Genomic DNA, 12,221 nt, shown 5'->3' on the forward strand with positions numbered 1-12,221 from the left:
CGCCGACGGGGGTCTTCCACGCGTGGCACGGCCGGCGCAGGCGCACTCCTTGCGGCGTACCGCGTCGCAACGGACGGCGCGCACATCACCGCCCTCCGAACAGCACCGCGAGGTCGGACGGGTCGTAGGACTCCTCGTACATAAACGCTGGCTCCGGGCGCGGCTGGGAGGTCGCACGCACGGCGGCAACCATCTCCTCGAGCCGGGGCACCGTGTAGCCGCTGAGCGTGTGGAGGTGGGCGTGCCCCAGGATCTCCTGGACCACACGCGGAGAGGTCCCGCCTTGAAGCATCCGCGTCGCTGCCGTGTGCCGGAGGTCGTGAGGTGTCCAGTTCGTGGCGTGGACCTCGTTCGCGCGCCGGAACACCGCCCGCAACGCGTCGTAGGTCAGGGGGCGTGCTACGCCGCGGCGCGTCACCCAGAGCGGTTCGTCCGGAGCGCCCCAGCCGAGGTCTTCCTCGTAGCGGCGCAACCACGCGATGGCCTCGGTGGAGACCGGGATGGTCTGCTCCAGCCCGCCCTTGCGGACGACCGTGATCAGGCACCTCGGGGCATCCACGTCCCCGACGCGGAGGCCGAGGATCTCCGACGGGCGGGCCCCGCTGCTCACGTACATCGCCACGAGAGCCCGGTCACGATCCGAGCGCAGCGCCTCGAAGAACCGGTCGTACGCCTCGTCGGGCATGGACCTGGGCAGGCGACGTGGGGCGGCCTGTCTCGACCCAGCGCGGCGCCCGCCCCGACGGGCCTGGAGCGGGTTGTGGTGAGCCCCTGCGCGCTCGTCGGGGCACCCTCGCAGTACCGGGTTCAGCAGGATGGCACCTGAGCGGCGGTGGAACTCGTAGAACTCATGGACGACGGTCTCGTTGTGGTTGATGGTCGCCGGCCGGAACTGCGTGCCGAGGTACGGCTTGCCGGTCTGGGCGTTCCTGCTCACCCGCGGGTTGCGCTTGCTGGGGTTCTTCGCGCCGCCTGTCTTCGTGGTGTGTCGCATCCAGATGACGAAGTCCCGCGCGTCCGTCGGCGTAGCACGATCCCAAGCCACACCCACCGCCGCGAGGAACCGGAACCAGCGCAGCAACCCGAACGCGTAGGAGCGCACCGTCGAGGCCCGGTGCCGCGCATGCACCTCCATGAGGTAGGCGACACAGGCTGCGGTCGCGTCGTCGTCGGGGAGTACGACGGTGGAGGAGGGGTGCCGGTCGGTGTCGGTGTACACACGACCGATCGAGGGCAGAGCGAGCATGCCCAAGTCGCGGTGAGCTTCCGGCGTCGGCTCCATCCTCAGATCGTGGCTTGCGTGCCGTAGAACTCAGGCCGCGACACTCCGAGTTGGTCCGGATAACGGGCCGATGTTCCGTGAACCGGAGTGGAGCTGGAGCCACACCTGCCCGGTCTCGTCGACGCACAGCTCGATGAAGTGGTTGCCGCCGCCGAGGGTGCCGAGCGGGCGGCGCACACGTCCCTCGAGGTCGCTCACACGGCCGTGGAGCCCGGTGAAGCGGTCCCAGAATGCGTCGGCGCCGCGGAGCGTCTCGGAGGTGTGCGCCCGGTCGGAGACGGGGCGCAGGCGGGCGAGGTCGACGGGCTCGTCGTGGCCCTTCCAGCCGACGGGCACGGCGGCCTCGATTGCGGCGCGCAGCGGGCCGAGGTCGTCGGGCAGGTCGGAGGCGGTGAGGGACGTGCGGACGCCGATCATGCCGCAGCCGATGTCGACGCCGACGGCGTTGGGCGAGACCGCGTCGCGCATGGCGATGACCGAGCCGACGGTCGCGCCCTTGCCGAGGTGGACGTCGGGCATGACGCGCAGGCCCGCGACCCACGGCAGGGCGGCGATGTTGCGGAGCTGCTGGAGCGCGGCGGGCTCGACGTCGTGCTCGTGGGCCCACATGAGGGTGGGTGCGCGCGCTCCGGAGAGCGTCACGGGGAACTCGTTCATGGGTGGGTCCTTCCGGTGATCGGGTGGTGCCGGGGGGGGTGGAACGCCGAGAGCCGCCGCGGAGCGGGTGCTCCGGGGCGGCTCTCGACGGTGATGACGGGGTCGTCAGGCAGGTCTGTGAGCGGGGCGGAACGGGGGCGGGTCGTCCTGGGAGGACGGTCGCTTTGCGTCTGTGGGCACGACGAGGTTGCGGCTCGTAAGCCGTTCGGTCGTCGTGCGGGTCATGGTGCGTTCCTTCGCGTCGGGGCGCTGGGGTGCGCCGCGGTCGACCGTATCGAAGCCTGGGAGCGGGGGCGAGAGATTTACGTGCGCAGCAGCCCTTGCGAGATACCCTCCCGGGGTATACCTTCGGGCCATGAGCCCCCATGAGCACACCTCCGGCAGCACCGGGAACCATCCCGGGCTCGAGGCACATGACGCGCACGGGACGCAACCCAGTCATGGCGACCACGCAGCCCACGGCGGCCGGGCGACGCACCGCGACCACCAGGGCCACGCGGACCACGACGCCCCGGGAGGTCACGCCGGTCACGGCGACCACGCAGGCCAGTTCCGCCGCCTCTTCTGGATCATGCTCGTCCTCGCAGTGCCGACCGTCGCGCTCAGCGGCATGTTCGCCGACCTCGTCGGCTACGACCTGCCGCATACCGACCCGCTCTCCTGGGTCTCGCCCGTCCTCGGTACCGTCATGTACCTGTGGGGCGGCCAGCCCTTCCTCACCGGTGCGGCCGACGAGGTCCGCCGTCGTAGCCCCGGCATGATGCTCCTCGTCGGGCTCGCGCTCACGGTCGCGTTCCTGGCGTCGTGGGGCGCGACCCTCGGCATCCTCGACCACAGCCTCGACTTCTGGTGGGAGCTCGCGCTCCTCGTCGTCATCATGCTGCTCGGCCACTGGATCGAGATGCGCTCGCTCGCGCAGACGACGTCCGCCCTCGGCTCGCTCGCGGCGCTCCTGCCCGACGCTGCCGAACGCATCGAGGGCGACGACGTCGTGCAGGTCTCCCCCGTCGACCTGCAGGTCGGCGACGTCGTCCTCGTCCGACCGGGCGCCTCGGTCCCCGCCGACGGCCGCATCGTCGACGGGGCGGCGCACGTCGACGAGTCGATGATCACGGGTGAGTCCCGCGCCGTGAGGCGCAAGGCCGGCGACCACGTCACCGCCGGAACCGTCGCGACCGACTCCGGCCTGCGCGTCGAGGTCACCGCGACGGGCGACGACACCACGCTCGCAGGCATCGGCCGCCTCGTCGCCGACGCCCAGGCCTCGTCGTCCCACGCGCAGCGCCTCGCCGACAGGGCCGCCGGCTGGCTCTTCTGGTTCGCGCTCGGCTCCGCCGCGCTCACGGCGATCGTCTGGTCGTTCGCCGGCCTGCCCGACGACGCCGTCGTCCGCACCATCACCGTCCTCGTCATCGCGTGCCCCCACGCGCTCGGCCTCGCCATTCCGCTCGTCGTGTCGATCGCGACCGAGCGCGCTGCCCGCGGCGGCGTCCTCGTCAAGGACCGCCTCGCGCTCGAGCGCATGCACACCGTCAACACCGTGCTGCTCGACAAGACGGGCACCCTCACCAAGGGTGAGCCGACCGTCACAGCCGTCGCTCCAGCAGGCGGTCACGACGAGGCGCACGTCCTCGCGCTCGCGGCCGCGGCCGAGACGGACAGCGAGCACCCGCTCGCGACCGCGATCGTCGGCGCTGCCCGCACGCGCGGGCTCGACATCCCTACGGCCACGGACTTCACGTCGTCGCCCGCCGTCGGCGTCCGCGCAATCGTCGACGGCCGGGTCGTCGAGGTCGGCGGGCCCCACCTCCTCGCGCAGTCCGGGCTCGACGAGCTCGATGCCGTCGCACCCTGGCACACCGAGGGCGCAATCATCCTCCACGTCCTGCTCGACGGTGCCGTGGTCGGCGCGCTGCGGCTCGCGGACCAGGTCCGAGAGACTTCCCGCGAGGCGATCGACGCCCTGCACGCCGTCGGCGCCGAGGTCGTCATGGTGACGGGCGACGCCCGCGCGGTCGCCGAGCACGTCGCCACCTCGCTCGGCATCGACCGGGTCTACGCCGGCGTCCGCCCCGAGGACAAGGCCGCGCTCGTCACCGACCTCCGCGCCGAGGGCCGCACGGTCGCGATGGTCGGCGACGGCGTCAACGACGCCCCCGCGCTCGCGGCAGCCGACGCCGGCATCGCGATCGGCGCCGGCACGGACGTCGCCATCGGCTCCGCAGGCGTCGTGCTCGCGAGCTCCGACCCGCGCTCCATCCTCTCCGTCGTCGCCCTCTCACGGGCGTCGTACCGGAAGATGCAGCAGAACCTTTGGTGGGCCGCCGGCTACAACCTCCTCGCGGTGCCGCTCGCCGCAGGCGTCCTCGCACCGCTCGGGTTCGTCCTGCCGATGAGCGTCGGCGCGATCCTCATGTCTGCCTCGACCGTCGTCGTCGCGCTCAACGCCCAGCTGCTGCGTCGCCTCGACCTCACGCCCGGCGCGAGCACGCGCGACCTGCTCCGCTGAGCGCCTCCCCGTCCGGCAGCTCCGTCGGCATGCTCGACACGGGTGGGACACTGGGAACACAGCACGAGGAAGGGAACCTGCCATGTCGAAGCACCACGCAACCCCGGCCTGGGTGGACCCGCGCGAGCAGATCGTCGTCGGTGTCCTCATGGCGAACGGGCGCCTCGCACCGCGGGAGTTCCGCGACCGCGCCGAGGCCGAGGCCTGGGCGCAACTCGACGAGCAGGTCGTCGAGTGGAACCTCGTCTGTGAGTGCGACCGCTGACGGGCCGGCCCGTGCCGGCCCCTGGTCCGAGAAACGACGAAGCCCAGGTGAGAAACTGATTCTCACCTGGGCAAACGTCGGGCTGACAGTGTGATGGCTCAGCACATCCGCGACAGGTGTCTCAAGACATCCGCGACACCATGTCTCACGACATCGACGACACCGCCCGTGCGGCGGATGCTCAGCCATGTCCAAAGCCAAGATCGTCCTCACCGCGCTTCTCACCGAACGACTCACCGTCGCCGAGATCGCCGCGCGCTACGGCGTGCACCGCTCCTGGGTCTACCGGCTCAAGGCCCGCTACGAGGCCGAAGGTGACGCCGCACTCGAACCTCGTTCCCGGCGGCCCCACCACGTCCCCAGCACCACGCCGACAGCCACCATCGACCTCATCCTCGCCCTGCGAGCAGACCTCACCGGACGCGGCCTGGACGCCGGCGCCGACACCATCGGCTGGCACCTCGCGCATCACCACGCCACGGCCGTCTCCCGAGCCACCATCAACCGCGTCCTCGCCCGCCACGATGCCCGCACGCCCGACCCGTCCAAGCGCCCCCGATCCTCCTGGGTCCGCTTTGCAGCCGACCTGCCCAACGAGACCTGGCAGTCCGACTTCACCCACTACCGGCTCACCAGCCCCGCAGGCACTCCCGGAGCCGACGTCGAGATCATCACCTGGCTCGACGACCACTCCCGCATGGCCCTGCACATCTCCGCCCACCGACGCATCACGGCCGCGATCGTGCACTCCACGTTCACCAAAGCCGCAGGCCAGTACGGCTTCCCGGCCTCCACCCTCACCGACAACGGCATGGTCTACACCGTCCGTCTCGCCTCCAGGCCCGGAGGCCGCACCCGGCTCGAGACCGAGCTACGCGCCCGCGGCATCAAGCAGAAGAACTCCCGACCCAACCACCCCACCACCTGCGGCAAGGTCGAACGCTTCCAGCAGACGATGAAGAAGTGGCTCCGCGCCCAGGACCCACAACCGGCCTCCATCGCCGAGCTGCAACAGTTCATAGATCGCTTCGCCCAGGAATACAACGAGAACAGGCCGCACCGCTCCCTCGAGCATCGCGCCACACCTGCCGCGGCCTACAGCGCCCGCCCCAAAGCACGCCCCTCACGCGACCGATCCCGCGACACCCACGACAGGGTCCGCACCGATCGGATCGACAAATCAGGGGTCGTGACACTGCGCCACAACAACAAGCTCCACCACATCGGCATCGGCCGAACCCACGCCGGAACCTACGTCCGCATGCTCGTCCAGGACCTCGACATCATCGTCATCGACGCCACCACCGGCGAGATCCTGCGCGAGCTCGTCCTCGATCCGACCAAGAACTACCAGCCCACCGGACGGCCACGAGGACCAGCCCCCGGACATGACAACGGCGGACCTACAATTTCGTAGGTCCGCCGTCGCGGATGTCCTGAGACATCACAATCGTCGGGCTGACAGGATTTGAACCTGCGACCCCTTGACCCCCAGTCAAGTGCGCTACCAAGCTGCGCCACAGCCCGTAGGTCCGTGAACGGACCTCCGTGGCCCTTGCGGGCCGTCAGAAATACTACCCCAGTTTCTGGCTCGCGTTGACCACGTCGCGGCTCGTCAGGAGCGCGCGTCGTCGGCTGCGTCGGGCTCGTCGTCGAGCGTCACGACCTGACGGCTCCCGGGCAGCACCCGCATCGTCCGGAACGGCGAGAGCATGAGCGGCAGCGACGCGAGAACCTCCCCGACGACGACCACCCAGAGCATCGTCACGACCCCGAAGTGGTCGGCGATGAGCCCTCCCACGACGCCCGCGATCGGCATGCCGCCCCAGACGATGAACCGGAACGACGCGTTCATGCGGCCGAGCAGGTACGGCGGGCACAGGCGTTGCCGGAAGCTCACCTGGGAGACGTTGAACCACGTCTGCGTGACCTGCATGAGGAAGCCGCCGACGATGAGGGGGATGCGCGCGTCGACGCCCATGTCCATGAACGTCGACGCGAGCGGGATCGCCGCGAAGAGGAACGGCGTGAGGAATGCCGAGAACGCGATGATGCGGCCCTCACCGATGACGTCGGTCGCGCGGCGCGAGGTCACCGCGCCGAGGATCCCGCCGACGGCGCTCGCCGACATGACGACACCGATCGCGTCCGCACCTAGGTCGAGGGTCGTGACGACGTAGTAGATGATCATCGACCATCCCATCGTCGAGAACAGTGCGCTCACGCCCGTCGAGTAGACGAGCCTGTTGAGCATCGGGGTGCGCGTGATGAAGCGCAGCCCCTCGGCAATCGCCGGCCCGAGCGGCAGGTGGGAGTCCTTGGGCGGCAGGGTCTCGACCTTGCGGATGCGGGCGAGGAACCCGACGGACGCGACGTACGTGACGACGTTGACGCTGATGAGCACGGGCGCCGCGAGCACCTTGAGGAGCGACCCGCCGACGGCCGGCACGGCGACCGCCGCGACGGAGTAGGTCGCCTGGAGTTTCGTGTTGCCCTCGGAGACCTTCGAGAGCCCGACGAGCCCGGGGACGTAGGAGAGGTGCGCGACGTCGAAGAAGACGGTCGCGACCGAGATGACGAGACCTGCGGCGTAGAGCATCGGCATGGAGCCAAGGCCGACGCTCGCGAGGACGACGACGGCCGCGAGGACGAGGCCGCGGATGACGTCGGCCCAGATGAGCACGGAACGCTTGCGCATACGGTCGACCCACGCGCCGGCGGGCAGGCCGACGACGAGGAACGCCGCCGTCTGCGCGGAGGTGAGGTAGCCCATCTGGAGGGCGGTTGCGCCGAGCGTCGTCACGGCGTAGACGGGCAGCGCGAGCGCCGTCAGTTGGGCGCCGACCTGCGCGAGGGCGTCGGCGACCCACAGACGTCGAAAGTCGGGGTGGTGAACGAGGCTTCGCTCTGGGGTGCCGGCCACGTGCTCCATGGTCCCACCCGCCCCGGGCGCACGGGGTCGACGACGGTCCCGAGTGGGGAACGTCACCGTGACGGGCGGCAGGCACAGGTCAGGCGTACCGTGACGAGCAGTGACGAACCAAGGAGGTGCACGATGGAGAGCTTCGACCACGTCGTCGTGGGGGCGGGTGTCGCGGCGGACGCCGCCGCGCGCGGGGTCCGCGAGGTCGATCCGGACGCGACGATCCTCGTCGTCGGCCCTGAGCCCGATCCGCCATACGACCGCCCTCCCCTCACGAAGGACCTCTGGCGACCCGACCCGCCCGCCTCGATCGACCTCGGCACGGCGGCCGCGACGGGCGCGACCGTCCGGACGGGACGTGCCGTCACGGCGCTCGACACCGCCTCCCGCACCGTGACGACCGACGACGGCGCGCAGGTGCGCTACGACCGGCTCGTCCTCGCGACGGGTGGCACCCCACGCACGCTCACGTCCGAGCCCGTGCCGGGGGTCCTCACGTTCCGGTCGCTCGGCGACTACCGCAGGGTGCGCGAGCTTGCGGACGCGGGCCGGCACATCGTCGTCGTGGGAGGCGGCTACATCGGCATCGAGCTCGCGTGCGGCCTCGCGCTCTCGGCGGCGCGCGTCACGCTCGTCGTCACGCAGGACCGTCCGGCCGCGCATCTCGTGCCGCCCGTGCTCGTCGACCGGCTCGAGGAGGGCCTGCGCTCCCGCGGCGTCGAGATTCTCTCGCACCGACGCGCGGTGACGGCAGAGCGCGGGGCGCCGGGCGCAGGTCCCGTGCTCGTGCTCGACGACGCGTCGTGGGTCGAGTCGGACGCGATCGTCGTCGGGCTCGGCATCACGCCTGCTGACGATCTCGCCCGCAGTGCCGGGCTCGACGTCGACGACGGCGTCGCCGTCGACGCGACGCTCCTCACGTCAGACTCGTACGTCCGTGCAGCGGGCGACGTCGCACGCTACCCCGACCCTGTGCTCGGGCGCGTGCGTGTCGAGCACGTCGATAACGCTCACGCGACGGGGCGCAGCGCGGGGCGCGCGAACGCGGCCGAGCGGCTCGGGCACGCGGCCGAGCCGCACACGCACACGCCGTTCTTCTACTCGGACTGGTTCGACGACGGCTGGGAGGCGGTCGGCACGCTCGACGCGCGGCTGACGCTCGTCGAGGACTGGGCCCCCGGGACCCCGGGCGACGCGGGCGTGATCTACCACGTCTCCGACGACGGTGCGCTGCGCGGGGTCATGCTGTGGAACGTCTGGGACAGCGCGGCCCGTGCGACCGAGCTCCTCGCGGAGCTCGGCGACCCGGGCAGCGTGCCGGACCCGTCCACGCTCCGCGGCCGCATCCCCCTCGCCTAGCCCCGGCCCCCACATCGCAGGAATCCGCGCAGATGGTCGCTGGGAGCAACCATCTGCGCGGATTCCTGGCGCTGACCGCGTCGGGATCAGCAGGGACAGTCGGTCAGTGCTTGCGCTTCTCCCGGACACGCACCGAAATCTCGATGGGCGTGCCCTCGAAGCCGAAGGTCTCGCGGAGCTTCCTCTCGATGAAGCGGCGGTAGCCGGCGTCGATGAAACCCGACGCGAAGATGACGAAGCGCGGCGGACGCGTCGAGACCTGCGTCGCGAAGAGCACACGCGGCTGCTTGCCGCCCCGCAGCGGGTGCGGGTGCGCCGCGACGAGCTCGCCGAGAAATGCGTTGAGGCGGCCCGTCGGGATCCGACGGTCCCAACTCTCGAGCGCGGTCTCAAGCGCGGGCACGAGCTTCTCGGCGTGCCAGCCGGTCCGCGCGGAGATGTTGACGCGCGGCGCCCACGGCACCTGGACGAGCTCGCGCTCGATCTCGCGCTCGAGATACTTGCGCCGCTCGTCGTCCATGAGGTCCCACTTGTTGTAGGCGATGACGAGCGCCCGCCCGGCGTCGATGACCTGCTGGACGACGCGGATGTCCTGCTCGCTCATCTCGACGGACGCGTCGATGAGCACGACCGCGACCTCGGCCTTCTCGATCGCAGCCTGCGTGCGGAGGGACGCGTAGAAGTCGGCGCCGGACGTCTGGTGGACCCGGCGTCGGATGCCCGCGGTGTCGACGAACCACCAGGTGCGTCCCTTGAGCTCGATGAGCTCGTCGACGGGGTCCCGCGTCGTACCAGCGGTGTCGTCGACGACGACGCGCTGGCTCCCCGCCACCTTGTTGAGGAGCGACGACTTGCCGACATTGGGACGACCGACGAGCGCGACACGACGCGGCCCGTCAGGCCGGGCGACGCCGTGCTGCGTCTCGAGCGGAAGCTTGCGCATCGCAGCGTCGAGAAGGTCGCCCGTGCCGCGCCCGTGGAGCGCGGAGACAGGGTGCGGCTCCCCGAGCCCGAGGCTCCACAGCGCGGCCGCGTCGGCCTCGCCGCGCGGACCGTCGACCTTGTTCGCCGCCAGGACGACCGGCTTGCCAGCCCGGCGCAGGAGACGCACGACGTGCTCGTCGGTCGCGGTCGCACCGACGGACGCGTCGACGACGAAGACAACGGCGTCCGCGAGCTCGACCGCGACCTCGGCCTGGCGTGCGACGGCCGCGTCGATCCCCGCGACGTCCGTCTCCCAGCCTCCCGTGTCGACGAGCATGAAGTGCCGCCCGGACCACTCCGCCTCATAGCTCACGCGGTCGCGTGTCACGCCGGGCTTGTCCTCGACGACGGCCTCACGGCGACCCAGGATGCGGTTGACGAGCGTCGACTTTCCGACGTTCGGACGCCCAACGACCGCGAGGACCGGAAGCGCCTGCGCGGCTTGGACCGCGACGAGGTCGTCGTCGTCGAGCCCGAGGAGCGCGAGGTCCTCGTCGGCGAGGTCGTAGTCCACGAGCCCGGCGCGCAACGCGTCGGCACGTTGGTTGTCGGCGTCGACGTCACCCGGGTCGTCCGCGAGGATCGCGTCCTGCGGGGTCTCGTCGGGCTCGGGCAGCGTGTGCTCGGGAGTGGTCATGGGCACTATTCTCCCAGGCTCGCGGACCTTGCACGACCGTGGGCGGCGTCGGGCTCGCCACACGGCCCTGCAGCCCGTCCATCGGGGCCACGTCTGTCCCGAACGCTCCGGCAGCGGCGCGACGCGACGAGCCTGGTGGGGAGTGAGGTCAGGGGTTCGCGCGGCGGGGTGCCGGGGCCGGCACGGCGTCGTCGTCGGGCAGGGTGATGCCCGTGCGTGCGACGGCCCGGGCGACCGTGGCGCGCAACGCGTCCGCGACGGCTCTCGTGCCGTCGTCGAGGGCTTCACGTCCGCTGCGGCCGGGCACCCGCGCGACGACGACGGGCTCCCCCATCTCGACGACGAGACGCGCCCGCGGGCGTGGCAGCGACCCCGCGCCCCGTCCTGTCCGCCGCGTCCCGAGGATCGCGACCGGGACGACGGGAGCCCCCGACGTGAGCGCGAGCCACACCGCACCGCCGCGGAGCGCACCGGCGTCGCCACGACCGCGGTGCCCCTCGGGGAAGATGCCGAGGACGTCTCCGCGGCGGAGCACTTCGAGGCCGAGCGCGAGCGCCGCCCGACCCCCGCTCTCGGCGTCGACGGGGATCTGCCCCGACCAGCGCAGCAGCGCGCCGACAGGCCCGCGGAACGCCGCCTGCTTGACGAGCAGGTGCGCGGGGCGTGGCGAGACGCCGTAGAACAGCGGCCCGTCGAGGAGACCGATGTGATTGGCCGCGAGGATGACGGGGCCCTCGGCAGGGACGTGCTCGACGCCGACGACGCTCGTCGCCCACACGCCGTGAGCGAGGAACCGTCCGATCGGTCGTCCGCGACGCGCGGCCTCGGGCGCCGGGGCGCCCTCCCGCTTCATGCCCGGGGGCGTGCGCCCGTGAGCCGGGCGACGACGTCCAAGACCGCATCGACGGTCTGCTCGAGGTCGAGGTCGGATGAGTCGACCGTCACGACACCGTCGGCAGCGACCTGGAACTCGACGACGGTCGAGTCGTCACGGTCGCGGCGCAGCACCTGATCGCGCGTCGCGTCGACCGCGGCCGCGTCGGCAGCACCGTGGAGCTCCTTCGCGCGGCGGGCGAGCCGCGCCTCCTCGCTCGCAGTGAGGAGCACGCGCACGTCCGCGTCGGGGGCAACGACCGTCGTGATGTCGCGACCCTCCGCGACGATGCCCCGCCCCTCGGAGAACGACCCCGGGACCGTCTGACCCGCGATGGCCTCGCGCTGCAGCCGCCGCAGCTCGGCGCGGACGTCGAGGTTCGTCGCGACCGCGCTCACCTTCTCGGAGATCCACGTCTCACGGATGTCGGCGCGCACGTCGGCGCCGTCGACCTCGAGCTTCTCGACGCTCGGGTCGACCCCTTGGTCGAGGGGCATCGCACGCACGGCGGCTGCGACCGCGTCCGTGTCCGCGAGGTCGATCTCCGAACGCAGGCACCACCACGTCGCGGCTCGGTACATCGCCCCCGTGTCGAGGTAGGCGAGTCCGAGGCGGCGGGCCACCTCACGCGAGACGCTCGACTTGCCGGACCCGGAGGGTCCGTCGATCGCGACGACGACGGGCTGGGACATGGTGGTCTCCACGGGAGTGCGAGGCGCGTGTCGGGCACG

General features: G+C 71.4%; 9 protein-coding genes, 1 tRNA gene and 1 pseudogene. 4 read left to right on the forward strand and 7 right to left on the reverse strand.

Annotated features, from left to right (window positions below; translation table 11 throughout):
- Nucleotides 1-85: 85 nt before the first annotated feature.
- Nucleotides 86-1,282 (reverse strand): tyrosine-type recombinase/integrase, encoded by a 1,197-nt coding sequence (locus C1729_RS03740; protein ID WP_102508750.1) that lies wholly within the window; start codon nucleotides 1,280-1,282, stop codon nucleotides 86-88.
- Between the two features lie 66 nt (nucleotides 1,283-1,348).
- Nucleotides 1,349-1,939: pseudogene (locus tag C1729_RS03745) on the reverse strand (RtcB family protein); the annotation flags it as partial.
- Between the two features lie 355 nt (nucleotides 1,940-2,294).
- On the opposite strand from C1729_RS03745, the gene C1729_RS03750 reads away from it, so the two are divergent.
- The 3 genes from C1729_RS03750 to C1729_RS03760 all read left to right on the forward strand — a co-directional run bounded on the left by C1729_RS03750 (nucleotide 2,295) and on the right by C1729_RS03760 (nucleotide 6,130).
- Complete coding sequence (locus C1729_RS03750; protein ID WP_102508759.1) at nucleotides 2,295-4,448, forward strand: heavy metal translocating P-type ATPase; 2,154 nt, start codon at nucleotides 2,295-2,297, stop codon at nucleotides 4,446-4,448.
- Between the two features lie 82 nt (nucleotides 4,449-4,530).
- Nucleotides 4,531-4,713, forward strand: coding sequence for a hypothetical protein (locus tag C1729_RS03755; RefSeq protein ID WP_102508761.1), 183 nt, complete (start codon nucleotides 4,531-4,533; stop codon nucleotides 4,711-4,713).
- A gap of 187 nt (nucleotides 4,714-4,900) precedes the next feature.
- The gene (locus C1729_RS03760; protein WP_102508762.1) at nucleotides 4,901-6,130 is read left to right on the forward strand and encodes an IS481 family transposase; all 1,230 of its coding nucleotides are present in this window, start codon (nucleotides 4,901-4,903) and stop codon (nucleotides 6,128-6,130) included.
- A gap of 36 nt (nucleotides 6,131-6,166) precedes the next feature.
- Here the strand turns inward: C1729_RS03760 and C1729_RS03765 are convergent.
- Together C1729_RS03765 and C1729_RS03770 are read right to left on the reverse strand one after the other, a co-directional pair.
- Nucleotides 6,167-6,240 (reverse strand) — tRNA-Pro (locus tag C1729_RS03765).
- Nucleotides 6,241-6,328: 88 nt separating this feature from the next.
- Nucleotides 6,329-7,636 carry an MFS transporter gene (locus C1729_RS03770; protein WP_242493703.1) on the reverse strand — a complete coding sequence of 436 codons (1,308 nt, stop codon included), beginning with the start codon at nucleotides 7,634-7,636 and terminating at the stop codon, nucleotides 6,329-6,331.
- 132 nt (nucleotides 7,637-7,768) lie between these two features.
- On the opposite strand from C1729_RS03770, the gene C1729_RS03775 reads away from it, so the two are divergent.
- A complete protein-coding gene (locus C1729_RS03775; protein ID WP_102508766.1) occupies nucleotides 7,769-8,995 on the forward strand; it encodes an NAD(P)/FAD-dependent oxidoreductase in 1,227 nt (408 codons plus the stop codon).
- A 103-nt stretch (nucleotides 8,996-9,098) separates the two neighbouring features.
- On the opposite strand, the gene der is transcribed toward C1729_RS03775, so the two are convergent.
- The 3 genes from der to cmk all read right to left on the reverse strand — a co-directional run bounded on the left by der (nucleotide 9,099) and on the right by cmk (nucleotide 12,182).
- On the reverse strand, nucleotides 9,099-10,616 hold the full coding sequence (gene der, locus C1729_RS03780) for a ribosome biogenesis GTPase Der (protein ID WP_102508767.1): 1,518 nt from the start codon (nucleotides 10,614-10,616) through the stop codon (nucleotides 9,099-9,101).
- Nucleotides 10,617-10,764: 148 nt separating this feature from the next.
- Entirely contained in the window at nucleotides 10,765-11,469 is a 705-nt protein-coding gene (locus tag C1729_RS03785; RefSeq protein WP_102508768.1) for a lysophospholipid acyltransferase family protein, read from the reverse strand.
- A complete protein-coding gene (cmk, locus tag C1729_RS03790; RefSeq protein WP_102508769.1) occupies nucleotides 11,466-12,182 on the reverse strand; it encodes a (d)CMP kinase in 717 nt (238 codons plus the stop codon). Before cmk ends, C1729_RS03785 begins: the two co-directional genes overlap by 4 nt.
- Between the last annotated feature and the right edge of the window lie 39 nt (nucleotides 12,183-12,221).

This window comes from Sanguibacter massiliensis, assembly GCF_900240335.1.
GTDB lineage: Bacteria > Actinomycetota > Actinomycetes > Actinomycetales > Cellulomonadaceae > Flavimobilis > Flavimobilis massiliensis.